Genomic DNA, 24,384 nt, shown 5'->3' with positions numbered 1-24,384 from the left:
ACGCCCGCAATCGCCAAAAGCCAAGCCAGGATATCGAGCAACAGAAAAAACAGCGCAATCTGTAACGCTACCCGGCGTGCCGCTGTATAGTTCGGCATTTGCCGGCCACTTGACCCGAAGGGCAAGCGTGCGGCGTTGCCGGCGGTTCTTGCGCGAGGATGGTGCGCACTGACAGCAAAAGGCAGGCGCCGAAGCACCTGCCTCTTCAATGCGGATGACGGGGTGTGCTTACGCCGCGATCTGCTGGCTGGCGGTCGCGGCCACCACGGCGTCGACCTTGGCGGTCGCCTTGGCGAGAGCCGCGGTGACGGCATCGGCGCCCATGCCGACGCCTTCGATGCGGATGACCTCGACATCGGTCATGCCGAGGAAGCCGAGGACTGAGCGCAGATAGGGGACAGCGTGGTCCATCTGGACCGCAGCACCTTCGGAATAGATGCCGCCCGAAGCGAGCACGATATAGACCTTCTTGCCGGAAACGAGGCCCTTCGGGCCGCCCTCGCCATAGGAGAAGCTCTTGCCGGAGCGGGCGATGTGATCGACCCACGACTTCAGCGTCGAGGAGATGTTGAAATTGATGAAGCCGGTGGCGAGGATCACGGTGTCGGCCGCGAACAGCTCGTCAAGCGCGGCGTCGGAAACGCCGACCACTTCGGCCTGACGCTGGGTGCGGGCTTCGACAGGCGTGTAGATGCCGGTCGAATAATCGGCATCGATATGCGGCAGCGGGTTGGCGACGAGATCGCGCACCACAAGCGTCGCCGACGGATCGGCGGCAAGCAGCTTTTCAGCGAATTCAGTGGCGATACGGGTCGAGTGCGAGGCGTTGCCGCGCGGGCTGGATGTAACGAGAAGGATGGACATGGGGGCTCTCCAGGGTTGGAATGAATTGTCCAGCCAGATATGGGGCCACCGACCCATTTGAAAAACTGGCATATTTTGTATAGTATCCATCTACAATCTGGATAAGACGATGCAACCCAACCCGACGCTCGACCAGCTTCAGATCCTCGTTGCCGTGGCCGACACCGGCAGTTTCTCGGCCGCCGGCCGCAAGCTCAACCGCGCGCAATCCGTCATTAGCTATGGCATCGCCAATCTCGAGGCGCAGCTTGGGCTGAAACTGTTCGAGCGCGAGGGCACGCGCGAGCCGCAACTGACCGAGATCGGCCGGGCGATGCTGGAGGATGCGCGGCGCATGGTCGACGTGCTGCAGCGTATCCGCTCGCGCGTCGACAGCCACCATCAGGGACTGGAGGCGGAGCTCGCGCTGGCGCTCGACGCGGCGCTGCCGGCGCCGGTGCTTGTGCGGGTGCTGAAAGCGTTCGAAGCGCAGTTTCCGACGGTGATGCTGCGCCTGCATATCGGCACGCTTGGCCTGATCCCCGACCTTGTCCTCAGCGAACAAGCCGATCTCGGCATTGGCGGCCTGCTGGGCGAGGTCGACGTGCATCTTGTGAACATCGGGTTCATGTCGATGGTGCCGGCGGCTGCAGCCAACCATCCGCTGGCGCTGCTGCCGAAGCCCGTGGCGCTCGAGGATGTGCGCGAACACATCCAACTCGTCGTCTCCGACCAGTCCGAGCGCACCAAGGGACGCGACTACGGCGTCTTTGCCTATCGCACCTGGCGGCTGACGGACATGCGCACCAAGCATGTACTGATGCGCGCGGGGCTGGGCTGGGGCGGGTTGCCGCGCTGGCTGATCGCCGACGATCTGGCGAGCGGCCGGCTGGTCGAACTCGACCTCGAACCATTCAAGGAAGCGAAGGCGCCGCTCTATGCCATGCATCGCGTCGACCGCAGCCCGAAGCCGGCAGCGGCCTGGCTTATCGACCAGTTCAAAAGTCAACTCGGCTGCTTCAACGAGTTCGAGCCGGGGCAGGTGCCTGAGGAAGAGCCGGAGACAGTCCGTCGATCAGCGCCATGAGAACGGCGCGGTAGTCTTCGGCCGAGGCGCCGGCTTCGATGGCGAGCGCTGCACGGTCGAAGGCGGCGGCGAGCAGGGCCGTCAGCGCTTCGGCCGGCAACCGTGTCATTGCCTGCGCGCGCATCGCCGCGACAAGGCCCTCACGCAGCGAGCGACTGCCGTGGCGGTTGTCGATCGCGTCCATGGCGGCGCGGTCAAGCACAGCCGGTCCGTCGAGCAGCAGAAGCCGGGTGCGGCCGGGCGTGCGCATGGCGGCAAGATAGGCGTCGGAGCCGGCAATCAACGCGTCGCGGGGGAACAAAGAGGGCGGCGAGGCGCGCTCGATCTCTTGCGCCACAGCCGCCGCCTCCTGCTCGACCACGGCAGCGAACAGCGCCTGCTTGTCGGCAAAGTGGTGATAGAGCGCGCCGCGAGTGACGCCGGCAGCCGCGACAATCTCGGGTGTGCCGGTCTCGGCATAGGATTTTTCGGTGAACAGTTTTCGCGCTGCCGCGATCAGGTCAGCGCGCGTCGCCTCGGTGCGATCGCGGTTGGAGCGGCGCGCGGATTCCTGTTGCATACATACAGCCTGTATGTTAATTCGAATTTACATGCAGACTGTATGTTGTTCGGCGGGAGAAGGAAAGATGAGGGCGACGAGCTATTATCCGGTGCTGATGACGGGCGATGTTGCCGGTACGGCAGCCTTCTATGTCAACCACTTCCGCTTCAAGCCGCTGTTTGCGAGCGACTGGTACGTGCATCTGCGGTCGACCGACAGCAAGCGCGTCAATCTCGGCATCGTCCAGGGCGACCATGAAACGATCCCGGAGGAGGGGCGGGGCCGCACATCAGGGCTGCTGATTAATTTCGAGGTCAGGGATCCGGACGCGGTCTACGAACGGATCCTTGCTGCCGGCCTGCCGATCCTGCGCAGTTTGCGCGACGAACCCTTCGGCCAGCGTCATTTCATCACCAAAGATCCCAATGGCGTGTTGATCGACGTGATCAAGCCGATCCCGCCGAGTGAGGAATTTCTGGCGCAATTTGTTGAAGGAGCGGCCGGCTAGACGGGCGGAGCAAGGCCTCAGCTGGCTCTTGCCACCGGCGTCACCGTCACCTGGCTCACTCCGGTGCGGCGCACGACGGTGCACAGCGTCTCGCGGCCGATGCGTTCGGCATCCAGCATGCGCACCAGATCGTCGACTCCGGTGACCGGGCGGCCGTCTATTGCCGCGATGATGTCGCCCTCCTTCAGGCCGGCCTTGGCCGCCGGGCCGTCCTTCTCGATGCTGCGCAGGCGCACGGCCGTACTGCTCGACACTTGCGACAGGAGGGCGGCGCGGCGTGGCAGGTTGGTTGTGTCCGCCGAAATCCCGATGAAAGCGCGGCGGACGCGGCCGAAGCGGATGATTTCCGAAATGACGAAGTTGGCGGTGTTGGAGGCGACAGCGAAGGCAATGCCTTGCGCGCCGTGGATCATGGCGGTGTTGACGCCAATGACCTCGCCGGCCGACGAAACCAGCGGCCCGCCGGAGTTGCCAGGGTTGAGTGCTGCGTCGGTCTGGATGACGTCGTCGATCAACCGGCCGGTGGAAGCGCGCATCGAGCGGCCGAGCGCCGAGACGACGCCTGCCGTAACCGTCCATTCGAAGCCCAACGGATTGCCGATGGCGATGGCGATCTGGCCGCGCCGCAGGCGTTTGGAATCGCCGAGCGGTGCGACGTCGGTAAAGCTGCCGTCGGCGCGCACCAGCGCGATGTCGGTGTCGGGGTCGCGGCCGAGCACGCGGCCTTCGCTGGAGGCGCCATCCGGCATCGAGACGCGCACCGTGCGGGCATCGCCGACGACATGGAAATTGGTGACGACCAATCCGTCGGGCGCGATGACGAAGCCCGAGCCATGGCCGCCGGCGCCACCGATGCGCTCGATGCGGCAGACGGCCGGGCCGATGCGATCGACCGCGTCGGCAACGGTCGTCGAATAGGTGTCGAGCAAGGTATCGTCGGATTGGAATCTTGGGGCGAGGAGGGCCATCGACGGGCTCCGTGTTATCAGGCCAAAGGATGACTATATGTGCGAAGCGGCCCATTCGGCCGCGACCTGACCAGATGGCCAGTCGGATCAGCAACTAGCCGTCAGGCGAGTACAAGCGAACGCGTAGCCGAGCGATATCTGGGGCACGAGAAAACCCAGGAGACACCAATGATCGACTTCAATCTGAGCGCATTTTCCGATGCCATCGCCGACATCGCGGCAACCGCGGCACCGGTGGCGGCAAGCTTCGCCACCCATCACCACCGCACGGCAACCGCCTTCCATTGGCGCGACGGCTATTTCGTCACCGCCGAAGAGGCGGTGGAAACCGGCGAAGAGATCGAGCTGACGCTGGCCTCCGGCGAGACCGTGAAGGCCGAACTGGTCGGGCGCGACCCTTCGACCGGTGTCGCCTTGCTGAAGCCGGCAGGTGCTGTCAGCGCACCTGCGTTAGCCAAAGCGGGCGCGGTGCGGCCGGGCAACCTGGCCATCGCCGTTGGCAACAGCGATGGTTCGGCGCTCGCCGTGTTCGGCACGGTCGCCGAGGTTGGCCCGGCCTGGCGCTCGATGCGCGGCGGCACGATCGACCAGCGCATCAATCTTGCGGTCGGTGCCGGTGGCCGTTTCGAGGGTGGCCCGGTGCTCGACGCCAAGGGTGCGTTGATCGGCATGCTCTTGTTCGGGCCGCGCCGCCGCGCGCTGGTCATGCCCTACGAGACGATCGAGCGGGCAGTGGCGACGCTGCGCGAGAAAGGTCACGTCGCGCGCGGCTATCTCGGCGCCGGCCTGCACCCGATCCGCAATGGTGATGCGCATGGCGCCATGGTGATGAGCCTCGACGACAATGGTCCGGCCAAGGCCGCCGGCCTCTCTCTCGGTGACATCATCGTCTCGTGGAATGGCGAAGCGGTGCACGGTCCGCGCGAGCTGATCCGCAAGCTCGGGCCTGACAGTGCCGGCGCCTCGGTGACGCTCGGCGTGGTGCGCGGCGGCGAGACGCGCGAGGTCGTGCTGACCATCGGCGAAAAGCCGCTGAGCTGAGAGGATCGATGGCAGGCAGCGAGGCTGACGGAATCGCAAGTGCCGGGATCATGGGGCGGCGGCTGACGGTGCTGATCGCGCTCGGTGATGCCGCGCGCGCCGAGCGCCTGTCTGCTGCGCTCGCCATGAGCGACGATCTGCTGCCGGTTGTCGTCGGCGGCGGCGAGACGGCTGATGTCGCCATCGTGGATGGCGACGCGCCGGAAAACGCGCTGAGCGGCAGCGGCATTGATGCACACATACCGCGTGTGCTGCTCTCGCCGGGGGCAAACCGCGTGCGACCGACGGGTGCGGTGTTTGCCGTGCTGCCGGCGGCAGCGGACGCGCTGCTGATCGCGGCAGCCGTGCGGCTGGCGGCGGCGGGCTACCGGATTTCCGGCGAGGGCCGTCCCTTGTCCGACCGGCGTGACGATTTCCATGACGGCGATGGCGACCTGTTCGAAGATGAAACGCTCGACGGCGTTTCATCCAGGCCATCGCTTTCGCCGCGCGAGAGCGAGGTGCTGGCGCTGCTGGCGGAGGGCGCGCCCAACAAGGTCATCGCGCGGCGGCTCAATATTTCCGTGCATACGGCGAAGTTCCACGTCGCCGCGATCCTGATCAAGCTCGGCGCCGCCAACCGCACCGACGCGATTGCCATCGCCATGCGGCAGGGCCTGGTGCTGGTTTAGGTTCAGCCGATGTTCAGGTGAGGCCGGCCTGCAAACCGCGACTTCCTGCACTTCCGGTGCTCACGTACTTAAGTACGCTCCGCTCCGGTTCTCAGAAGCCACCATTTTCGGCGCGGCCTGACCTGAATCTCAGCAGACCTAATCCCGCCATCGCTTTCAACCCTACGCAGCGTAATCAGCTTTGCATGCGTTGGGGCCTTGCGCACTGCATTGTGGCCGCGCAAAGGTTCGCGCCTCGGTGATGTCGCTAGGGAGGTGCCAAGACATGTCGCTCAAGGGAAAGACGCTGTTCATCTCCGGCGGGTCGCGCGGCATCGGGCTGGCGATTGCGCTCAGGGCGGCGCGCGACGGCGCCAATGTGACGATCGCCGCCAAGACCGCCGAGCCACATCCGAAGCTGCCGGGCACGATCTACACCGCGGCTGACGAGATCGAGCAGGCCGGCGGCAAGGCGCTGCCGATGCTGTGCGACATACGCGAGGAGGCGCAGGTCGCTGAAGCAGTGGCAAAAACCGTGGAGAAGTTCGGCGGCATCGACATCTGCATCAACAATGCCAGCGCCATCCAGCTCACCGGCACGCTGGAGACCGACATGAAGCGCTACGATCTGATGCACCAGATCAACACGCGCGGCACCTTCCTGGTTTCCAAAATGTGCATTCCGCACCTGAAGTTGGCACAAAATCCTCATATTTTGAATCTGGCGCCGCCGCTCGACATGAAGGCCAAGTGGTTCAAGAACCATGTTGCCTACACGATGGCCAAATTCGGCATGTCGATGTGCACGCTGGGCATGAGCGCTGAGTTCGCAAAAGACGGCATCGCAGTCAATTCGCTGTGGCCGATCTCGACCATCGATACGGCGGCGGTGCGCAATCTTCTGGGCGGTGCGACAGTGGTGGCAATGAGCCGTTCGCCCGACATCATGGCCGATGCCGCGCACGCGATCCTGATGCGGCCGTCGCGCGAGGCGACCGGCAATTTCTACATTGACGAGGAGGTGCTGCGCGCCGAGGGCGTCAGCGACTTTTCAGTCTATGCGCCAGGCGCAACCGGCCCGCTGGCCGGCGACTTCTTTGTCCCTGACGAAGTGTTTGCGAACTCGAGCACGAAGATAAAAGGCATCTACTAGCGGCACCACCGCTGGCGTCATTCCTCGCTGGCCTTCTTGGCTTTGCCCAGGCCCATCAGCCGGTCGATATAGGCAAGCATGAATGCCGAGAGGACGAAGGCGAGGTGGATGATGGTCAGCCACATCAACTGGTCGGTGGTGTAGGAGACCGAGTTCAGGAACACCTGCAAGAGGTGGATCGATGAGATGGCGACGATGGTCGAGGCGACCTTGACCTTCAGCGAGCCGACATCGATCGTGCCCAGCCAGTGAACCTCGCCGTCATTCTCGTCGAAACGGCTGACGAAGTTTTCGTAGCCGGAGATTATGACCATCACCACCAGCGAGGCGACCAGAGCCGCGTCGATCAGGCTGAGCATCTTCAGGATGGTGTCGGTCTCGCCGAGCGTGAAGGCCATGAGAACGAACTCATAGAGCTTCTTGCCGAAGGACAGTGCGTAGATGGCCAGCGCCAAGCCCAGTCCGAGATAGAAGACGACCAGCAGCCAGCGCGAAGCGAGAATGATCGATTCAATGGCGAGTTCGAGACGCTTCATAAGGTGGTTCCGGTTGTTTCTTCTCTAGGCTTATGCACGCCCTTCTTCCAAAATCGCCAGGCAATTCTTGGGTGGGGTGAATTGAGGGCGGTATTTCGGGCAGGCCGACACCGTTTGCAAGGGCAGTCGTTCCAAACAGAAACCCCGCCGGGAGGGCCGGCGGGGCTCATGTGTCCCGCTGGAGTCGGGACAGGGCAGGGAACGCCCTATCGTGAATCTGGGGTGGGTAACCGCGCGATTCAACGATCTCTTCGAATCGCGCGGTTCACATCTTGGTCAGTTGGCGCTTGCCACCGGTGCCACCAGCGAGGTGATGCGGCGGATGGCGACGCGGCGGTTCTCGCGGTTGGGCCCCTGCGTGTTGACCTTCAGATATTCCTCGCCATAGCCCTGCGTCGTCAGGTTTTCAGGCGGGATACCGAAGGCGTTGGTCAGGGCCTCCGCCACCGACTCGGCGCGGCGGTCCGACAGGGCCAGATTGGCCACCGGCGTGCCGACCGCGTCGGTATGGCCTTCGATCAGGAAGGTCTCGGCCGGGTTCTTCTTCAACAGCTTCTCCATGGCGCTGGCGACGCCCTCGAGTTTCTGCACTTCGGTATCGGAAATCGAGGCCGAACCGAATTCGAAGTTGAGTGTGTCGAGGTCGACGCGCCGTGCAATGTCGCGCACGCGGGCCGATCGCTTCACCTCGTCGATCGAATAGAGGCGTTGGACTTTTTCAACCGGCGGCTGCTCGAGGAAGTCGTAGTAGTCGTCCGGGCTTTCGACGTCCTCGGAATCCAGAATGTACTCCCGGCGGGAGATGTTGAGCCGCATCGGCGGCAGGTCGTCGCCGGGATCGCGCCAGTCGTTATCGTCGTCATAGTGCCGCTCGTCGACATAGCTCAGCACATACTCGCGGCCGTCCGGCGTGATGCGCGAGCGCTGGATGACGTCGCCGTTGCGGTTGCGGATGGTGACGATCTGAGTGCCGTTGGCGCGCACCACGGTTTCGCGGGTGCGGCCGCGCGGCAGATCCTCGTAATAGACATCCTTGGCGCCGCGGTTCATGCGCGGACCGTCATTGCTTTCGACGATCGTCTGGTTGTTGAACTGGATAATGACGCGGTCGCCGATTTCCTTCAGCACGTCCACGCCCTTGGGACGCCGGCGGTCGCGAACATTCTCGTCGGGTGCGCGCTCGACGCGCGTGCCCTGTTCCTCCGTCACCGGAACGATCTTTTCAGGCTTGATCTCCTGCTGGGCTGCCTTGTCGTCGGTAGGCGGCGGTCCCTGATCGACCGGAGCCGGCTGTGGGGTTTGCGCCTGTTCGCCGGTCTGCTGGTCGGGCTGGTTGCCGCCCTTGTCCTTGCCACCACCCTTGTGCTTGCGCAGGACATCCTTCTGGCTGTCCAGGATGGGGGCCGCGTTTGGATCGGTCGGGGCTTCGCCCTGAACCGGATTTTCACCCTGAACCGGCTGCTCGCCAGTGACGGGCTGCTCACCAGTGACAGGCTGTTCGCCGGTGGCGGGCTGTTCAGCCGTTGCCGGCTGTTCGCCGACGGGTTTCTTGCCGTGCTTCTTCTTATCCAGGGGCTGTTCGCCCTCGACGGGAGCCGCCTGCTGGTCGGTCGGAAGCGGTTCGGCCTGCGGCATGGGCTCTCCGGCAGGTGCTTCTGTCTTGGCCGGCGCCTGTTCCGCAGGGGCGGCCTCGATTTGCTGGTCCTGCTTGTGCTTTTTCTTGCGCGGGTTTGCCTGCTCATTGTCGTTCGCAGGTGCGGCCTGTTCGGCAGGTGCGATCTGTTCGGCAGGTGCCGCCGGCTGGGCTGGCTGTTCGGCAGGGGCAGCCTCGATCTGCTGCTGCTGATCGTGCTTTTTCTTGCGCGGCTTGATCGGCTGTTCGTCGACTGCCGGAGCTGCCTGCTCGGCGGGCTGCTCCGCAGGGGCAGCCTCGATCTGCTGCTGTTGATCGCGCTTTTTCTTGCGCGGCTTCAATGGCTGTTCGTCGACTGCAGGGGCAGCCTGCTCGGCTGCAGGAGCGGCCTGCTCTGCCGGCGCTGCCTCGATCTGCTGCTCCTGCTTATGCTTCTTCTTGCGCGGCTGCTGTTCTTCCACAGCGGGAGCGGCCTGTTCGGCTGGGGCAGCCTGCTCGGCTGGAGCCGATTCCGTCTGTTGCTGCTGGTCCCGCTTCTTCTTGCGGGGCTGTTCCTGCTCGACGGGTTGCTCGCTCTGCGCGGGCGCGGCCTGCTGTTCAGGCTCAGCCTTCTTCTTTTCCGGCTTCTGTTCCGGTTCTGCCTGCTGCCTCTGGGCACAGGCTTCGGCCGATTCACCTTCGACGCAAGCAGCTTGCGCCAGGATGAGCGGTGTTGCCGTGCGCTGCAACGGGGCGAAGGTGGCACCGCTGTTCAGCGGGAACGCGCCCAACGGCGCGGATGCCATCAGCAGGCCAAGCGCTGTGCCTGCCAGAATCCGTGGTTGGCGTTTCATGTCAGAAATTCTCCTTGTGGGGTCCCATCCCTGCCCAAACTGTCCTTAACCGGATTGGTTCCAGTTTGCAGGCATTACCGGCAACGAAAGACGTTTGGCCGGCGTTTTGAAGGCGATTTCGTGTTTTTCGTATGGTGCGGCCGGCATTTGCGACCATCGCGCTGCTTGACCTTGACGCCAGCCCGGGCCACATCCCCGCAATGGACAAACCCTTCTGGAAAACCAAGACGCTGGAGGCGATGACCCCGACCGAGTGGGAGTCGCTCTGCGACGGGTGCGGCAAATGCTGCCTGTCGAAACTCGAGGACGAGGACACCGGCGAGATCTACTGGACAAGCGTCGGCTGCCGGCTGTTCGACGCTCAGACCTGCCGCTGCTCGGACTACGCCAACCGGCTGGCGCGTGTTCCCGACTGTGTCGGGCTGACACCGCAAAATGTGCGCACCATCAGCTGGCTGCCGAAGACATGCGCCTACCGGCTGGTCGCCGAGGGCCGCGACCTCTACTGGTGGCACAGGCTGGTTTCGGGAAGTGCCGAGACCGTGCACGAGGCCGGCATCTCGATCCGCGGCCGGGTTAGCGCCAGCGAGACCGACCTTGCCGAGCCGGAGGACTATTTCGACCATATGCTCGACGACGAGCCCTGACTCGCTTGCGGAACAGACTTTGCGCTCAAACGTTTGGACAATCAGGCGTTTGGGAGATCGGATTTTTTTGAGGTTCAGGATCGTTTGCAAACGGGGAAGGCCGGAATTCCATCAGGGTTCGCCCGTCCCGCAGATTAACCGAAAATGAACAGCCGGTTCGCAATGAGTTCAGACTGCAAGGAGCATTCTCCGCTCCATCGGTTCGACGAAGACGGGCAAAAAAGCCCCTCAACAAGGAGAGAAGACAATGTTCAACGTGATCAAGACCGCGACGCTTTCGGCCATGATCGGCCTTAGCACGCTTGCCGCCATTCCCGTCGCTCATGCCGACAGCCTGTATCTCGGCTTCGGCAACGGCGACGACAGTTTCTTCCGCCGCGAGCATCGCCGTGACGACCGCGACTGGCGCCCTGACGACCGTGGCTGGCGCCGGTTCTGCTCGCCGGATCGTGCTCTCGACAAGGCCGAGCGCATGGGTCTGCACCGCGCCCGCATCGTCGACATCAATCGCCGCACGGTGAAGGTTGCGGGCCGCCAGTACGGCGATCGCGTGCTGGTCGTGTTTGCCAATGAGCGCGGTTGCCCGATCCTCTACCGCTAAAGCGAGATCGGCACGGGACACGACCTTCTCCGAAGGTCGGTCCGGAGACATGACCTTCTCCGAAGGTCGGTCCGGAGACATGACCTTCTCCGAAGGTCAGTCTGGAGTAGTATGAGCCCCTCCACACGGATGGGTGGCTCAAGCAAAACCCCGGAGGATCGATCCTCCGGGGTTTTTCATTTTCATGACTGACGTTTCAGGCGCCGGTCACTTCAGCTCGAAGGTGCCACTCACTTCAGCTCGAAAGTGACGGTAACCTGCACTGCATAGGAATTCTCGCCGGCCTGCACCGGAACCGCGGCACCGGCCGCATCGAAAGCCTTGGCGTTGATCGGCATCGGCGCTGGCGCGACATTCTGGTCGGTGATCTCAAGCACCCGGCCAATGCTGACGCCCGCGGCTTCCGCCAGTGTCTTGGCCTTGGCCATGGCGTTGGCGACCGCTTTCTTGCGGGCTTCGGTGATGGCCGCCGCCGGGTCTTCATTGGTGAAGGCGATGCCGCCACCCTGGTTGACGCCGAGCGATACCGCCTTGTCGAGAATTTCGCCGGTCTTGTCGATATCGCGGATGCGCACCGAAAGCGTGTTGGTCACCTGGTAGGCGACGAGCTCGGCCTCCTGGCTGCCGTCCGGCTTGTTGGTGTAGTTGTAGCGCGGGTTGATCTGGATGCCGGCGGTCTGCAGATCGCGTTCCTTGATGTCGGCCGATTTCATCGACGCAATCACGGCGGCCATGGCATCATTGTTGGCATCGAGTGCGGCGCGCGCGGTCTTTGCCTCACGCATGACGCTCAGCGTCAGCAGTGCCAGATCGGGTGCCATGGTCGCATCGCCTTCACCGGAGACAATGATGCGGGGTGATGGGAGCGAATCGGCAGCGCCGGCCATCGCCGGAAAAGCGATTGCGGCAGCAAGTGCTAGAGGCAAAAGATATCTGGTCATGAAAATCTCCTTGGTCTGCGATCTGGTCGCACCTGCCAAGTAGGGCGCGAATATGTGCTGATTTGGGCGATCGCTTCCAGCCCTTCCGGAAAGCCTTGTGCCGCCCCGGGAAAAACATTATCCAGCCAGCGTGGGGCCTGTAGCTCAATGGTTAGAGCCGGCGGCTCATAACCGCTTGGTTGGGGGTTCGAGTCCCTCCGGGCCCACCATAACCATTGATTTTATTGGTAAAAATGTGACTTTGCCCACGGCTTGCCCACGCTTTGCCCACGCTTTGCCCACGGCGCACGCGAACTGTCGGAATACGGGCAAAGGCGCCTCCCGTAGTTACTTCGCGATTTCTCGTCACCGAACAATCCGCAAATTCGTCCGTTGCTTCATCTGGTCGCGCTTTTCCTCACGCAGGTTGATCGCCCTCGCAATGTCGACGGCTATCCGCTTCTTGTTGGCATCGCGCACATAGTCGTCCGTCACCGTCATCGAGGAATGCCCCATGGCGTCCATGATGGCGCGCGCTTGGATATTGCATTCCGCCAGATAGGTTCCGAAGGTGCGACGTAGGCCATGAAGCGTATAGCCGTCGGCGATACCCGCTTGCCGCGTCCAGTGCTGCATCATCCCTGTTAGGCTCTTTTCCGAGAATGGATTTCCATACGCGTTCTTTAGGACGGTGCCGCCCTTCGAGCGGTCAAGGGATTCTAGGCAGATCGCCAGCTTGTCCACGACCGGAATGAACATCTCCCTGCCGCCGTGGCGGTTGCGGTTTTTCCTCTGGCGAAAATCGAAGGCTTCTATCAATTCGAGCGAACCGTCGAACAGTTCGATCTCCTCCGTCACGAGATCACCCCATTCAAGATCGGCGATATCGCCGCGCCGGTTGCCGAGCCAAAAGCCGAGTGCATAGCAGGTCCGAGCGGGCGTACCGATCGGATGCCGTTCCTCGTACTTCTCTCGGATCGCAATTGGCCAAGCCGGATTCTTGGTCGATTTGGGCACACGCACACGAATTGACAGCGATGGATCATCTTGCGGCTTGATCCATTTCTCGACTTCGATGGCCACCCACAACAACTTCTTGACGGCGACCAGCATATGTTTGGCGACGGTGCGGTTTGTTTTGAAGATGCCTTCGATGATGGTGCGGAGCTTGTCGGCATCCATGTATTCGACCGGAACGTCGCGCCATATCAGAACATGGTTGGAGTCAACTGGCATATTGAGGAAGCGCTCTATCAAGCTGCCGTTTTTTGCTTGCGTGGCCGGATCGAACTCTACCCATTCCATCGTGGTTTCGAGACGCCGAGCCGCCAGCCCAAACGTGCGCGGCAGGGCGCGGCCGGGCATGTCTATGATTTCTGCCTTCCCTCCCCGACCTTCGGCAGCACGCAGATAGGCAGCCTCAAAAGCTTCGTCGCCCGGCCGGCCGGGCAGTGCTATTTGACGAGCATGGCGATTGGCTCGAAATCGCCAGTACTCCCTGCCGTTAACGACGCGCGACGAAGCCCCTGGGTAGTCAGGATGCTTGGCCATCGATTTTCCTCCTAGAATTCTTCGCCCGATGCCCGGCGTGCCGCGAATCCTCCGGCATCCCCCGTGGCGAAGGGCTTTTGCTTTCCATGGCAGCGCGCAGCAGCAACGGGTAGGGGAAACCTCTGCCTTGTTCGATGCCTTCAAACGTCCGTTTCGGGATACCAAGGACGTTGGCGGCGGTCTCGGCAGTGAACCCTTCCCTGGCCCGCCAGTTTCTCACTTCTCGCGCAAGCTTCTCATTCTCGTCCACGTAACACCATCTGCAGGCGACAATCTTACTACGCTGACAGCGTATATTCAAGAAGAAAATCCCCTATGAACTTCTTGATTCCCTTTTGCTTCGCTCCAAGAGTTCCTCCAGTCCATGGATTTTGTCGGGCAACGACGTGAATGCAATGTCGAGCGCAATACGGTCCCAGATGGCTCGGCTGTTGATGTGTTTAGGTCTCGGCATGCGCCCGTCAGCAACCATTTCGTCAAAAAGCGTCGATCCGACACCAACATAACGTGCCGCCTCAATGCGAGAGAGGCCTCTTGGCGGGTAAGAGATCGCGTCACTCTTCATAGGCGTCGCCCTAAGAATGTCGGGGCGCGCGTCGGGTGGTTGCTACAAGTGGGAGTCCTTCGAAATGGCACCGTGATGCTGCCCGAACAAATTAACTTCATGCAGATGCCCCTGAACGGCGAGGGTGTGATGGAATACTCAGGGAACATTGCGTTGAGCGGAACCCCTCTCAACAGGCCGTTCGGCAAAAGGAGGCTGTGGAGTGCAAATCGGATGAATGCCCGGCAGGAGTTTGGGGGCGCAATGCCTTGCGGCAGCAAGCAGATCACCGTCGCCGATCGGCGGCTGGCTATCGACGTTTGAAATCACGCGCGACCCTGCCGTTCGGCTACCATCATAGGCGCAACATGCGGACCACCGCTGACGGGGACAGTCGGTCCCGCGTCCCGTCCTGCGGCCGGCGCTATGCTGACGCTCCTACGGCTGTCCCGTTAACCGTCAGCGGAGGGCGCGAATTTCCTCCATCCTACGCGCGACAATCGTCCGTTGTTACGGACGCGCGCAGGACTGCGGTTTATACGCTCCTCTTCCTTAGCGCGCCGGCGGTGCCGGCGCGAAGGTCGATGAGATACGACGATGGTGTGCCATGTATGTTCGGGTTCACAGGCAAACCTTGGATTCAATGCCATTGTCGATGGGGTGTTGGGTTCTTCCATGACGTCTTAGCGGCGCAGATCCCTCTCGTCGTGACCGGCCAAGACGCTGCTATGCACGATCCTCTACAACGCCCTGATCCATGACTTCCGCATCCGTTGGCTAACCCTACGGCGAGCCCTTGGACGTGATAGCCCTTGCTGACGCGCCGGCGCGCCAACGGCAGAGTGCTCCTGCGCGTCGGCTGAACGTTCCCGCGAAAAGAGAGTGAGAGTGTGGACGGGTTTTCCGTGATGGGTTGAGAGCCGGAGGAGAGGCCTCCGACGCCCATCGCAGAGAACCGCGATGTCTAGTCACAACAGTCGAACCCGCTCGGTCGCAGACCGCACAAATTTCTATGACGACATCACCAATAGGATTATCGCCGAACTGGAAGCAGGTCGCTTTCCATGGGTTCAGCCATGGGGGACTGCGACAGCGAAGGCGCCGCTATCTCTGCCCAGGAACGCCAGCACCAACAGGCTCTACAGCGGGATCAATGTGCTTATCCTCTGGGGCGCCGTGATCCAGCACGGTTTTCCGGCTCAAAGCTGGCTAACCTTCCGCCAGGCTCTTTCGATCGGCGGGAATGTTCGCAAAGGCGAGCGCGGCACAACCGTCGTGTACGCAGATCGCTTTGTACCGAACGATGAGAAGAAGCGCATTCGAGAGACAGACGAGGAAGCGCAGGCGATCCCGTTCCTCAAGCGATTCACCGTGTTCAACGTCGCGCAATGTGAAGGACTGCCTGATGGGATCGCCGTGTCGGCTCCACCATCTGATGCCAGATTGATTGAGCCGCAGGTCGAGGCGCTGATCAAAGCTACAGGTATCGATTTCCGTATCGGCGGAAGCAGCGCCTACTACGAGCCGGCCCGCGACTATGTTCAAGTGCCGCCGCCGCAAGCTTTCTTCGAGCCGGTCAACTGGCATCGCACAACGCTTCATGAGCTTGGTCACGCGACGGGTCATCGATCTCGTCTTGCCCGCGATTTCTCCGGATCTTTCGGCACCAGGAAGTATGCGTTCGAGGAACTGGTCGCCGAGATCAGTGCGGCCTTCTCCTGCGCCGCACTCGGCATCGTGCCTACGGTACGGCACGCCGACTATATCGGCTCCTGGCTCCAAGTACTGCGGGAAGACAATCGTGCCATCGTGCGCGCCGCCAGTCAGGCCGGCAAGGCCGCCGATTGGCTCCTCGGTCACCTGCCCGAAGACGTGACAGTCCCGATTGACGCCAATGCGGGCAATGAGAGGAGGGCGGCATGATCCTCCTGACGCCAGAGCTGCGCGAGCGTCTTCTTGCCAATGGCCGAGACCGTGACACGGACCATGTCCCGGCTGTGCGCTTCTTCAATCCGGTCGGCGCCGGCACATGGCTCGCGACCGAGCTCGACGAAGACGGCGATACCCTTTTCGGGTTGACCGATCTCGGTTTCGGCTGTCCAGAACTCGGCAGCTTCAGCCTCTTGGAAGTGCAATCGGTCCGCTTGGCCTTCGGCCTGGGGATTGAACGCGATCTCCTTTTCGCTGGCCGCTTCCCGATCTCGGTCTATGCCGAGACTGCCCACGCTGCGCGAAGCATCCACGAGGGTGAACGCGTTCTGTGCGCGGTCGCCGGGTCATGGCCGGCGACGAAAGAGGAAGAGGGTTGAGGGGATTTTCGCGACGGGTTCAAGGCTGAGAGAAAGGCTCTCGGCGCCCGTCGCGGAGAAAACACCATGGCTACTGCGGTTCAAAAGATCACCTTGTCGTCCTCACGCGACATTCCTTTCAACAAGCTGGTGCTTGCCCAGACCAACGTCCGGCGCATCAAGGCCGGCGTCTCGATCGAGGATCTGGCAGCTTCGATCGCCCGCCGGGGCCTGATCCAGAGTCTCCATGTTCGTCCAGTGCTCGATGCCGGCGGCGAGGAGACGGGCATGTTCGAGGTCCCGGCCGGCGGCCGCCGCTACCGCGCTCTCGAAATGCTCGTGAACCAGAAGCGGCTTGCCAAGACCGCACCCGTTCCTTGTGTCATGGGCAGCAACGCTGTCCTGGCGGAGGAAATTTCGCTGGCTGAGAACATCGATCGCGCCCCACTTCATCCGCTGGATGCCTATCGAGCGTTCAAGGACATGCGCGACAAAGGCATATCGGAGGAGGAGATTGCCGCCGCTTTCTTCATCTCCGTCACCATCGTCAAGCAGCGCCTCAAGCTCACCGCCGTGTCGCCGGCGCTGCTCGATGTCTATGCCGACGACGGCATGACGATCGCCCAGCTCGAAGCGTTCTCGGTCAGTGACGATCACGCGAAACAGGAGCAAGTGTGGGAGGCGATCAAGAACAGCTGGTCGAAGGAGCCATACCAGATCCGCCGCATGTTGACGGAGAACACTGTCCGCGCTTCCGACAAGCGTTCCGTGTTCGTTGGGCTCGATGCCTATGAGGCAGCTGGCGGCCAGGTGCTGCGTGACCTCTTCCAGTCGGATGACGGCGGATGGCTCCAGGACGCGCTGCTGCTCGACCGTCTTGTCACCGAAAAGCTCCAGGTCATGGCTGACGAAATTGCCAATGAGGGCTGGAAGTGGATCGAAGTCGCGGTGAGCTTTCCCTACGGCGCCGCGGACGGCTTGCGTGAGCTCGATGGCATGCCGGTTGACCTGACCGACGAGGAGCAGGCAACGCTCGGCGCGCTGCGTGACGAGTTCGACAAGCTCCAGGCGGAATACGAAGAGGCAGACGAGTTGCCGGATGAGATCGACCAACGGTTTGGCGAGCTTGAAACCGCCATTCGTGCGCTAGAGGCGCGCCCCGTCCACTTCGATCCGGTCGACATTGCAAGAGCGGGTGTCTTTCTCAGCGTTGACGCGGATGGATCGCTTCTCGCCGAGCGTGGCTATGTGAAGCCGGAGGACGAAGCCTCCGTTGCGCCCGATCGCGAGAATGACTCCGGGGCCGGGGGAACTGACGATGAGGCGACAGCGGGCGTGGTCCAGCGGGCGGTAATCACCGTAGGCGGCCAGCCAGCTCAGCCGCAGGATGATGACGACGATGGCATCAAGCCATTGCCGGATCGCCTGATCATGGAACTGACCGCCGAGCGCACGCTGGCGCTACGCGACAAGCTCGCGAACGATCCGGCGACCGCCTACGTTGCCGTGCTCCACAAGTTCGTGCGCGACGTGTTTTCCCGCTACAGATCACAGGGTGTCGCGATGGAAGTCTCTGTCCGAGGCACGGTTTTCTCGGCCCAATCTGCCGAGCTTCGTGACACGCCATACGCGCGCGCGATCGAAGCCCGCCACGAGGCCTGGGAGACCCGTCTGCCTGGGGGTGTCGACGACCTCTGGGATGCGCTTGCGGCGCTCACTGACAACGAGCGAGCCGCTCTTTTTGCCCATTGCGTATCCTTCGGCGTGAACGCCCTCTATGAAAAGGCCGATCGCTACGGCAACGGAGCCATCTCGGCGCACGGCGTGCGGCAGCGTCTCGCTGATGCCGATCACCTTGCGCGGGCAGTCGGCCTCGACATGGTTGATGCCGGTTGGCGGCCGACGGTCGGCAACTATCTCGGACGCGTCACCAAGGCGCGGATTATCGAGGCCGTTCGCGAGGGTGAGGGTGAGCGCGCAGCCCAGCTTGTCGACCACCTCAAGAAGGACGACATGGCCAAAGAGGCGGAGCGGCTCCTCGCCGGCAGTGGCTGGCTGCCTGAACCGTTGCGGCTCATCGACATCGATGTCGAGGGCGCGTCAAACGCGGACGGGGCAGACAAAGCGCTGCCCGATTTTCTCGCCGGCGACGACGAAGACAGTCGGAGCGACGAGAAGAGTGAGCAGCAACTCGACGCCGCCGAATAGCCTCGGCTTTGCTGATGATCTGGCTGCCCGGCACTCGCAAGAGCGCCGGGCATTTTTGTGTGCGGTGGTCAGAGGGAGAGGTCGGCCGCGACGGGTTTGAGCCCGTCCGGTCAGAGAGAGCGTCGGAAGGGCTTTCCCATGTTGCTCTCCCGAGGACCTTCCCGATGAACGTTTCGTTTCCGACAGCCACCGCCGACCCAGCTGCGGCAATCCACGCGGCAGCCCTGCTTTTGCTTCCCCATCTCGAACGGGGCCAACGCATCGACATAGCGCTTCTGCGCGCAGCGATGGAAGCCTCGTTCGGCGCGTCCGACGCGAGCGGCGCCTGGGATTGGAAGACCGCCTATGATGCATGCGAGGCGGCAACCGTCCTCTTCCTGCGCAAATACGGAAAATCACTTCTGCGCAAAGCCGGATCGTCGGCACACGCCTTGCCGCTTTTTGGTAGGATCGCCGGCCTACTGCCCACGCAGACGCGCCGCTCCGTGGAAAGTCAGGCGTTGCAGCAGTTCTCGACGCCGATCCCGTTGGGCCTCGCCGCAGTCGCCGCGGCGGCCATCACCCCCGTCGATCGCGTTCTAGAGCCATCCGCCGGCACCGGCCTGCTCGCCATTCTCGCCGAGATCGCCGGCGGCTCGCTCGTCCTCAACGAACTTGCCGAGGTCCGCGCCGGCCTGCTGTCCACCCTCTTTCCGGCGCGCGCGGTGACCCGGTTCGACGCTGCACAGATCGATGACCATCTCGATCCGGCGATCATGCCGACCGTTGTGCTCATGAATCCGCCGTTTTCCGTGCTCGCCAATGTGCATGGTCGTGTCTCCGACGCAGCCTGTCGCCACATCGCCTCGGCGCTCGCCCGCGTTGCCGACGGCGGTCGGCTGGTCACGATCAGCGGCGCAAACTTTGGACCGGAAGCGCCCGCCTGGCGTGACGCTTTCATCCGTCTGCAGGGGCATGGCCGCGTCGTCTTCACTGCGGCTATCGAGGGATCTGTCTACGCCAGGCATGGCACGACGATCGCGACGCGCCTGACAGTCATCGACAAGCTGGCGGCCAATGATCCTTCTGTCTTTCCGGTCTCTCCCGGTCTTGCCCCGGACGTCGCAACGCTGCTCGGCTGGATAGAAGAGCATCTTCCGACAAGGCTGCCGGTCGCCGACACGGTTCAAGTCGCTCCCATTGTCGCGATACCGCGCTCTGTGCGCGGCTATCTCGATCGCTCTATCGCAACGCCTGCTCGGCCGGCGCCTTCCGAACCGGCAGGCGTTGAACTCTCGTATGAAACGATCGGCTGGGCAGCCGACGAGAGAGTGCGGCTGACTGACACGATCTATGAGCCATACAGCTTGCAGACGATCCGCATTCCAGGCTCCCAGGCGCACCCAACGACGCTTGTCCAATCCGCCGCCATGGCCTCCGTCGCGCCGCCAAAGCCCAGCTATCGACCAACGCCTCGCGGCGACATCCTGACGTCACTCTCCGACGCGCAGCTCGAAACGCTGATCCTCGCCGGGGAGGCCCATTCGGGCTTTCTCGCCGGATCGTGGTTGGTCGACGATACGTTCGATATCATCAAAGCAGCAGCCGATGATGCGGAAGGGGCCGTGCGCTTCCGACGCGGGTTTTTCATCGGGGATGGCACGGGCGTCGGCAAGGGCCGAGAGTCGGCCAGTATCGTCCTCGACAACTGGCTGCAAGGCCGCCGCAAGGCCGTGTGGATCTCCAAGTCGGACAAGCTGCTTGAGGATGCTCAGCGCGACTGGTCGGCGGTTGGAATGGAGCGTCTGCTGGTCACTCCACTGTCGCGCTTCCCGCAAGGCCGTCCCATCACTCTGGCGGAAGGCATCCTGTTTACAACCTACGCCACGCTGCGTTCCGACGACCGAGGCGAGAAGGTTTCGCGGGTCAAGCAAATCGTCGAATGGTTGGGCCTCGATTTCGATGGTGTGGTCATTTTCGACGAGGCGCACGCGATGCAGAACGCCGGCGGCGGCAAGGGAGAACGCGGGGATGTCGCGCCCTCGCAGCAGGGCCGCGCCGGCCTGCGTCTACAGCACGCATTGCCGAGCGCGCGTGTCGTGTATGTCTCCGCGACCGGCGCGACCACGGTCGGCAATCTGGCCTACGCGCAACGGCTCGGTCTGTGGGGTGGCGAAGATTTTCCGTTCTCGACCCGGGCGGAGTTCGTCGAGGCGATAGAGGCGGGTGGCGTGGCAGCCATGGAGGTGCTCGCCCGTGATCTGCGGGCACTCGGACTTTATACAGCTCGTTCGCTCTCCTTCGACGGCGTCGAGTATGAACTTCTCGAGCACGAGCTGACGCCCGAGCAGCGGCGCATTTACGATGCCTATGCCGGCGCCTTCGCCGTCATTCACAACAATCTCGACGCAGCCATGCAGGCCGCCAACATCACTGGCGACAGCGGCACACTGAACCGCCAGGCCAAGTCAGCCGCGCGCTCTGCCTTCGAGAGCGCCAAGCAGCGTTTCTTTGGTCACCTGCTGACATCGATGAAGACGCCGACGCTGATCGGCTCGATCGAGCAGGATCTCGAGGCCGGTCATTGCGCGGTCATCCAGATCGTTTCCACAGGCGAAGCGCTGATGGAGCGGCGGCTGGCCGAGATACCGACGCAGGAATGGAACGATATCCGCGTCGACATCACACCGCGTGAATATGTGCTCGACTACCTCACCCATTCCTTCCCGGTCCAGCTCTATGAGCCCTTCACGGATTCCGAGGGCAACCTGTCGTCTAGGCCCGTCTATCGTGACGGGCAGCCCGTCGAGAGCCGCGAGGCGGTCGCGCGACGCACTGCCCTGATCGAGAGGCTTGCCAGCCTGCCGCCGGTCCCCGGTGCGCTTGACCAGATCGTCCAGCGCTTCGGTACGGAAACAGTCGCGGAGGTGACGGGGCGGTCGCGGCGCATTGTGCGGAAGGGAGACCGATTGATGGTCGAGAGCCGCGCGGCCTCTGCAAATCTCGCCGAGACGCAAGCGTTCATGGATGATGTGAAACGTGTTCTCGTCTTTAGCGACGCCGGCGGGACGGGACGCAGCTACCACGCCGAACTGTCGGCGCGGAACACGCGGTTACGCGTCCACTATCTGCTCGAGCCCGGTTGGAAGGCCGATACTGCCATCCAGGGCCTCGGCCGCACGCACCGGACCAATCAGGCCCAGCCGCCGCTGTTTCGGCCGATCGCGACAAATGTGAAAGCGGAGAAGCGTTTCCTTTCCACCATCGCCCGCCGCCTTGACACGCTGGGCGCGATCACGCGCGGGCAGCGCCAGACCGGTGGGCATGGCTTGTTCCGGCCAGAGGACAATCTGGAATCGCACTATGCGCGCGCTGCCTTGCGCCAGCTCTATCTGCTGGTCGCCCGCGGCAAGGTCGAGGGGTGCTCGCTGCAGCGGTTCGAGGAGATGACCGGGCTGAAGCTGATGGACGATAGCGGCATCAAGGATGAGCTGCCGCCGATCACCACATTCCTCAATCGCCTACTGGCACTCACCATCGACCTGCAGGACATTCTGTTCGCGGTCTTCGAGCAGTTGCTTACGGCTAAGGTGGAAGGCGCCATCGCGGCTGGCGTCTATGACATCGGGCTGGAAACGATGCGGGCGGAGAGCTTCGTCATCACCGAGCGGCGCACGATCTACACCCATCCGGGCACCGGCGCCGAGACGCAGCTCCTCACCATCGCGCAGCGCCAGCGCAATCGACCCATGTCAGCCGAGGAGGCTGTCGCCCATCTCGACGAGCCACATGCCGTTCTCCTCATCAATGAACGGTCAGGCCGTGCCGCCGTGCAACTTCCGGCACCCTCATTGATGCTCGACGACGGCGAGATCGAGCGACGGGTCCGCCTGATCCGGCCAATGGAGCAACATCATGCCTCACTGCGCATGATGGAGGAGAGCCACTGGGACAAGGCGGATCGCGACGCTTTCGAGGCGGCGTGGAGCGCCGAGGTTGCCGGCATCCCCGCGTTCTTCGATTCGACCATCCACATCGTCGCGGGCTTGCTGCTGCCGATCTGGAAACGGCTGCCCAACGAATCGAGTCGCGTCTATCGCCTTCAGACCGATGACGGCCAGCGCATCATCGGTCGCAGGGTTTCGGCGGCATGGGTCGCCAGCGCACTCGCAATTGGCTTGAACACGTTGACCGCGCAGGATGCCTTCAACGCGTTGATGGATGGCCGCACGACCCTCGACCTCGCTGAGGGCCTTCATCTGCGCCGCGTCCGCGTCATGGGCGCCAATCGCATCGAGCTTTCGGGCTTCACCGATACCATGCGCGAGCGGCTCTCGGCGGACGGGCTGTTCCACGAGATCATATCGTGGAAACTGCGCATGTTCGTTCCCATCGACGCGACGGGACCTGCGGTGCTTGCCAAGGTCCTTGAGCGCTATCCTGTGCAGCGCGTCAGTGAGAGGGAGGCCGTCTGATGCTCCCTCACAATGCTTCCGACCTGGCATCCCGCCTTGCCGGACAGGCCGAAGCGGTCTGCCGCCGCTATCTTTCCAATGGTCAACGCCAGGGCCGGTATTGGCTGGTTGGCGATGTTCGCAATTCGCCTGGGCGGTCAATGTTTGTCCGCCTTGAGGGTACGGATACCGGCAAAGGCGCGGCAGGCAAGTGGACCGACGCCGCCACCGGCGAGCACGGCGATCTGCTCGATGTCATCATGGCGTTTCTTGGCGCGGCGGGCTTCAAGGAGGTCGCCGATGAGGCGCGCAGCTTTTTGTCCATGCCCCAGCCAATTACCGATAAAACGGAACAGCGACGACGGTCGGCTTCCGCTGCTTTCGGCTCTGCCGAAGCGGCCAGGCGCCTGGTCTCCATGTCGCAGCCGATCTCAGGCACGTCTGTCGAGACATACTTGCGCGCACGCGGCATTACAGACTTGCACGAAACGGCCAGTCTTCGCTTTCATCCGCGCTGCTACTACCGCCCCGACGAGGGCGGGCCGACCGAGACCTGGCCCGCAATGATCGCGGCTGTGACAGACCTCAAAGGCAAGCTCACCGGTGCACACCGCACCTGGCTTGATCCGGGCGGCTCCAGCGAAGCCCATCTTGGCCGAGCTCCGATCGACACGCCGAGGCGTGCCATGGGCGAACTGCTCGGGCACGCGGTCCGCTTTGGCGTCGGCTGTGACGTGATCGCGGCCGGTGAAGGCATCGAGACCATGCTGTCGCAACGTTCAGCACTGCCCTCGTTGCCGGTCATCGCAGCCCTGTCGGCTGCACATCTGTCGGCCATCCTGTTTCCTGACACACTGCGGCGGCTCTACATCGCTCGCGACAACGATCCGGCAGGGGATGGGGCAATGACGACCCTCATCGAGCGCGCCAGCTCGGCCGGGATCGAATCGATTGTGCTGACGCCGCTGCTCGGCGACTTCAACGAGGATTTGCGTCTGCTCGGTCTGGACGCGGTCAGAGCGTCCTTGCGGGCTCAGATCGCACCGCAGGACGTCACACGTTTCATGTTCTTCGCGGCCTGACCGGAAGGAGGGACGTGATGGCGGCAGGTCGCTGTCAGATGTCAGGCGCATATCGCGTTCCTTCGCCTGGGGGCGGGCCGGCCCACGGCCTTCCAGAGGGCGATCGGGCAGCGGGCGTTCCGAACCCTGCAATGGCTGCGCCCCGGCTATTTTCCGGCGGCCTATCCACCCCACGCGGCAAGCCGCGTGGGGACCCCGGCTTCAGGCCTTTCCATCGCGAAACAAAATAGCCGGGCTCGCCATCCTCCACTTCCGTTTCGGCCCTGCGCTGGCGCTGCGGGTGCAAGTCCGGACCTCCCGCTGCCTTCGTCGCCATG

Annotated in this window: 23 protein-coding genes and 1 tRNA gene; 15 read left to right on the top strand and 9 right to left on the bottom strand. The window is 63.0% G+C overall.

Annotation, left to right across the window (positions count from 1 at the left end; translation table 11 throughout):
- Positions 1–228 precede the first annotated feature (228 nt).
- Complete coding sequence (locus AC1D0N_RS15340; protein ID WP_477245245.1) at positions 229–864, bottom strand: FMN-dependent NADH-azoreductase; 636 nt, start codon at positions 862–864, stop codon at positions 229–231.
- 109 nt (positions 865–973) lie between these two features.
- Between AC1D0N_RS15340 and AC1D0N_RS15335 the strand changes: the two genes are divergently transcribed.
- Positions 974–1,930 carry a LysR family transcriptional regulator gene (locus AC1D0N_RS15335; RefSeq protein WP_477245243.1) on the top strand — a complete coding sequence of 319 codons (957 nt, stop codon included), beginning with the start codon at positions 974–976 and terminating at the stop codon, positions 1,928–1,930.
- On the opposite strand, the gene AC1D0N_RS15330 is transcribed toward AC1D0N_RS15335, so the two are convergent.
- Positions 1,863–2,489 (bottom strand): TetR/AcrR family transcriptional regulator, encoded by a 627-nt coding sequence (locus AC1D0N_RS15330; protein ID WP_477245241.1) that lies wholly within the window; start codon positions 2,487–2,489, stop codon positions 1,863–1,865. The two genes, AC1D0N_RS15335 and AC1D0N_RS15330, sit on opposite strands and share 68 nt — an antisense overlap.
- 67 nt (positions 2,490–2,556) lie before the next feature.
- On the opposite strand from AC1D0N_RS15330, the gene AC1D0N_RS15325 reads away from it, so the two are divergent.
- Entirely contained in the window at positions 2,557–2,979 is a 423-nt protein-coding gene (locus AC1D0N_RS15325) for a VOC family protein (protein WP_477245239.1), read from the top strand.
- A gap of 17 nt (positions 2,980–2,996) precedes the next feature.
- Here AC1D0N_RS15325 and AC1D0N_RS15320 read toward each other — a convergent pair whose 3' ends face one another.
- Positions 2,997–3,947 (bottom strand): S1C family serine protease, encoded by a 951-nt coding sequence (locus AC1D0N_RS15320; RefSeq protein WP_477245237.1) that lies wholly within the window; start codon positions 3,945–3,947, stop codon positions 2,997–2,999.
- Positions 3,948–4,115: 168 nt separating this feature from the next.
- On the opposite strand from AC1D0N_RS15320, the gene AC1D0N_RS15315 reads away from it, so the two are divergent.
- From AC1D0N_RS15315 to AC1D0N_RS15305, 3 genes are all read left to right on the top strand, one after another.
- Entirely contained in the window at positions 4,116–4,988 is an 873-nt protein-coding gene (locus AC1D0N_RS15315; protein ID WP_477245235.1) for a S1C family serine protease, read from the top strand.
- Positions 4,989–4,996: 8 nt separating this feature from the next.
- Positions 4,997–5,659 carry a helix-turn-helix transcriptional regulator gene (locus AC1D0N_RS15310; protein ID WP_477245233.1) on the top strand — a complete coding sequence of 221 codons (663 nt, stop codon included), beginning with the start codon at positions 4,997–4,999 and terminating at the stop codon, positions 5,657–5,659.
- A gap of 265 nt (positions 5,660–5,924) precedes the next feature.
- Positions 5,925–6,791, top strand: a complete 867-nt coding sequence (locus AC1D0N_RS15305; protein ID WP_477245231.1) for an SDR family oxidoreductase — start codon at positions 5,925–5,927, stop codon at positions 6,789–6,791.
- A 17-nt stretch (positions 6,792–6,808) separates the two neighbouring features.
- On the opposite strand, the gene AC1D0N_RS15300 is transcribed toward AC1D0N_RS15305, so the two are convergent.
- Positions 6,809–7,327, bottom strand: a complete 519-nt coding sequence (locus AC1D0N_RS15300; RefSeq protein WP_477245229.1) for a TIGR00645 family protein — start codon at positions 7,325–7,327, stop codon at positions 6,809–6,811.
- 276 nt (positions 7,328–7,603) lie between these two features.
- The gene (locus AC1D0N_RS15295) at positions 7,604–9,793 is read right to left on the bottom strand and encodes an OmpA family protein (protein ID WP_477245227.1); all 2,190 of its coding nucleotides are present in this window, start codon (positions 9,791–9,793) and stop codon (positions 7,604–7,606) included.
- Between the two features lie 200 nt (positions 9,794–9,993).
- Between AC1D0N_RS15295 and AC1D0N_RS15290 the strand changes: the two genes are divergently transcribed.
- Both AC1D0N_RS15290 and AC1D0N_RS15285 read left to right on the top strand, forming a co-directional pair.
- Positions 9,994–10,440, top strand: a complete 447-nt coding sequence (locus AC1D0N_RS15290) for a YcgN family cysteine cluster protein (RefSeq protein WP_477245226.1) — start codon at positions 9,994–9,996, stop codon at positions 10,438–10,440.
- Positions 10,441–10,687: 247 nt separating this feature from the next.
- Complete coding sequence (locus AC1D0N_RS15285; protein WP_477245224.1) at positions 10,688–11,041, top strand: hypothetical protein; 354 nt, start codon at positions 10,688–10,690, stop codon at positions 11,039–11,041.
- 230 nt (positions 11,042–11,271) lie between these two features.
- Here AC1D0N_RS15285 and AC1D0N_RS15280 read toward each other — a convergent pair whose 3' ends face one another.
- Positions 11,272–11,982 (bottom strand): SIMPL domain-containing protein, encoded by a 711-nt coding sequence (locus tag AC1D0N_RS15280; protein ID WP_477245222.1) that lies wholly within the window; start codon positions 11,980–11,982, stop codon positions 11,272–11,274.
- A gap of 133 nt (positions 11,983–12,115) precedes the next feature.
- Here AC1D0N_RS15280 and AC1D0N_RS15275 point away from each other — a divergent pair.
- Positions 12,116–12,191 (top strand) — tRNA-Ile (locus tag AC1D0N_RS15275).
- Positions 12,192–12,327: 136 nt separating this feature from the next.
- Here AC1D0N_RS15275 and AC1D0N_RS15270 read toward each other — a convergent pair.
- Positions 12,328–13,512: a tyrosine-type recombinase/integrase gene (locus AC1D0N_RS15270; protein WP_477245220.1), complete on the bottom strand. Its 1,185-nt coding sequence runs from the start codon at positions 13,510–13,512 to the stop codon at positions 12,328–12,330.
- Positions 13,496–13,732 carry a helix-turn-helix domain-containing protein gene (locus tag AC1D0N_RS15265; protein ID WP_477245903.1) on the bottom strand — a complete coding sequence of 79 codons (237 nt, stop codon included), beginning with the start codon at positions 13,730–13,732 and terminating at the stop codon, positions 13,496–13,498. The genes AC1D0N_RS15270 and AC1D0N_RS15265 overlap by 17 nt, the downstream gene beginning before the upstream one ends.
- Here AC1D0N_RS15265 and AC1D0N_RS15260 point away from each other — a divergent pair.
- Entirely contained in the window at positions 13,640–13,831 is a 192-nt protein-coding gene (locus AC1D0N_RS15260; RefSeq protein WP_477245913.1) for a hypothetical protein, read from the top strand. The genes AC1D0N_RS15265 and AC1D0N_RS15260 overlap by 93 nt on opposite strands.
- On the opposite strand, the gene AC1D0N_RS15255 is transcribed toward AC1D0N_RS15260, so the two are convergent.
- Positions 13,826–14,077: a hypothetical protein gene (locus AC1D0N_RS15255; protein ID WP_477245219.1), complete on the bottom strand. Its 252-nt coding sequence runs from the start codon at positions 14,075–14,077 to the stop codon at positions 13,826–13,828. The two genes, AC1D0N_RS15260 and AC1D0N_RS15255, sit on opposite strands and share 6 nt — an antisense overlap.
- A 72-nt stretch (positions 14,078–14,149) precedes the next feature.
- On the opposite strand from AC1D0N_RS15255, the gene AC1D0N_RS15250 reads away from it, so the two are divergent.
- The 6 genes from AC1D0N_RS15250 to AC1D0N_RS15225 all read left to right on the top strand — a co-directional run bounded on the left by AC1D0N_RS15250 (position 14,150) and on the right by AC1D0N_RS15225 (position 24,067).
- Entirely contained in the window at positions 14,150–14,380 is a 231-nt protein-coding gene (locus tag AC1D0N_RS15250; protein ID WP_477245217.1) for a hypothetical protein, read from the top strand.
- Between the two features lie 636 nt (positions 14,381–15,016).
- Entirely contained in the window at positions 15,017–15,979 is a 963-nt protein-coding gene (locus AC1D0N_RS15245; protein WP_477245215.1) for an ArdC family protein, read from the top strand.
- Entirely contained in the window at positions 15,976–16,365 is a 390-nt protein-coding gene (locus AC1D0N_RS15240; RefSeq protein ID WP_477245213.1) for a DUF2958 domain-containing protein, read from the top strand. Before AC1D0N_RS15245 ends, AC1D0N_RS15240 begins: the two co-directional genes overlap by 4 nt.
- A gap of 66 nt (positions 16,366–16,431) precedes the next feature.
- The gene (locus AC1D0N_RS15235; RefSeq protein WP_477245211.1) at positions 16,432–18,552 is read left to right on the top strand and encodes a ParB/RepB/Spo0J family partition protein; all 2,121 of its coding nucleotides are present in this window, start codon (positions 16,432–16,434) and stop codon (positions 18,550–18,552) included.
- A gap of 164 nt (positions 18,553–18,716) precedes the next feature.
- The gene (locus tag AC1D0N_RS15230; RefSeq protein ID WP_477245209.1) at positions 18,717–23,006 is read left to right on the top strand and encodes a strawberry notch-like NTP hydrolase domain-containing protein; all 4,290 of its coding nucleotides are present in this window, start codon (positions 18,717–18,719) and stop codon (positions 23,004–23,006) included.
- Positions 23,006–24,067: a DUF7146 domain-containing protein gene (locus tag AC1D0N_RS15225; protein WP_477245207.1), complete on the top strand. Its 1,062-nt coding sequence runs from the start codon at positions 23,006–23,008 to the stop codon at positions 24,065–24,067. The genes AC1D0N_RS15230 and AC1D0N_RS15225 overlap by 1 nt, the downstream gene beginning before the upstream one ends.
- Positions 24,068–24,384: the final 317 nt, after the last annotated feature.

This window comes from Mesorhizobium sp. P2_E10 (genome assembly GCF_056404235.1).
This window is presented reverse-complemented; position numbering and strand designations above follow the sequence as displayed.

Bases quoted from the DNA above. Each gene is read 5' to 3' on its own strand.
- AC1D0N_RS15340 (WP_477245245.1), bottom strand. From the start codon at position 864: ATGTCCATCCTTCTCGTTACATCCAGCCCGCGCGGCAACGCCTCGCAC.
- AC1D0N_RS15335 (WP_477245243.1), top strand. From the start codon at position 974: ATGCAACCCAACCCGACGCTCGACCAGCTTCAGATCCTCGTTGCCGTG.
- AC1D0N_RS15330 (WP_477245241.1), bottom strand. From the start codon at position 2,489: ATGCAACAGGAATCCGCGCGCCGCTCCAACCGCGATCGCACCGAGGCG.
- AC1D0N_RS15325 (WP_477245239.1), top strand. From the start codon at position 2,557: ATGAGGGCGACGAGCTATTATCCGGTGCTGATGACGGGCGATGTTGCC.
- AC1D0N_RS15320 (WP_477245237.1), bottom strand. From the start codon at position 3,947: ATGGCCCTCCTCGCCCCAAGATTCCAATCCGACGATACCTTGCTCGAC.
- AC1D0N_RS15315 (WP_477245235.1), top strand. From the start codon at position 4,116: ATGATCGACTTCAATCTGAGCGCATTTTCCGATGCCATCGCCGACATC.
- AC1D0N_RS15310 (WP_477245233.1), top strand. From the start codon at position 4,997: ATGGCAGGCAGCGAGGCTGACGGAATCGCAAGTGCCGGGATCATGGGG.
- AC1D0N_RS15305 (WP_477245231.1), top strand. From the start codon at position 5,925: ATGTCGCTCAAGGGAAAGACGCTGTTCATCTCCGGCGGGTCGCGCGGC.
- AC1D0N_RS15300 (WP_477245229.1), bottom strand. From the start codon at position 7,327: ATGAAGCGTCTCGAACTCGCCATTGAATCGATCATTCTCGCTTCGCGC.
- AC1D0N_RS15295 (WP_477245227.1), bottom strand. From the start codon at position 9,793: ATGAAACGCCAACCACGGATTCTGGCAGGCACAGCGCTTGGCCTGCTG.
- AC1D0N_RS15290 (WP_477245226.1), top strand. From the start codon at position 9,994: ATGGACAAACCCTTCTGGAAAACCAAGACGCTGGAGGCGATGACCCCG.
- AC1D0N_RS15285 (WP_477245224.1), top strand. From the start codon at position 10,688: ATGTTCAACGTGATCAAGACCGCGACGCTTTCGGCCATGATCGGCCTT.
- AC1D0N_RS15280 (WP_477245222.1), bottom strand. From the start codon at position 11,982: ATGACCAGATATCTTTTGCCTCTAGCACTTGCTGCCGCAATCGCTTTT.
- AC1D0N_RS15270 (WP_477245220.1), bottom strand. From the start codon at position 13,512: ATGGCCAAGCATCCTGACTACCCAGGGGCTTCGTCGCGCGTCGTTAAC.
- AC1D0N_RS15255 (WP_477245219.1), bottom strand. From the start codon at position 14,077: ATGAAGAGTGACGCGATCTCTTACCCGCCAAGAGGCCTCTCTCGCATT.
- AC1D0N_RS15245 (WP_477245215.1), top strand. From the start codon at position 15,017: ATGTCTAGTCACAACAGTCGAACCCGCTCGGTCGCAGACCGCACAAAT.
- AC1D0N_RS15240 (WP_477245213.1), top strand. From the start codon at position 15,976: ATGATCCTCCTGACGCCAGAGCTGCGCGAGCGTCTTCTTGCCAATGGC.
- AC1D0N_RS15235 (WP_477245211.1), top strand. From the start codon at position 16,432: ATGGCTACTGCGGTTCAAAAGATCACCTTGTCGTCCTCACGCGACATT.
- AC1D0N_RS15230 (WP_477245209.1), top strand. From the start codon at position 18,717: ATGAACGTTTCGTTTCCGACAGCCACCGCCGACCCAGCTGCGGCAATC.
- AC1D0N_RS15225 (WP_477245207.1), top strand. From the start codon at position 23,006: ATGCTCCCTCACAATGCTTCCGACCTGGCATCCCGCCTTGCCGGACAG.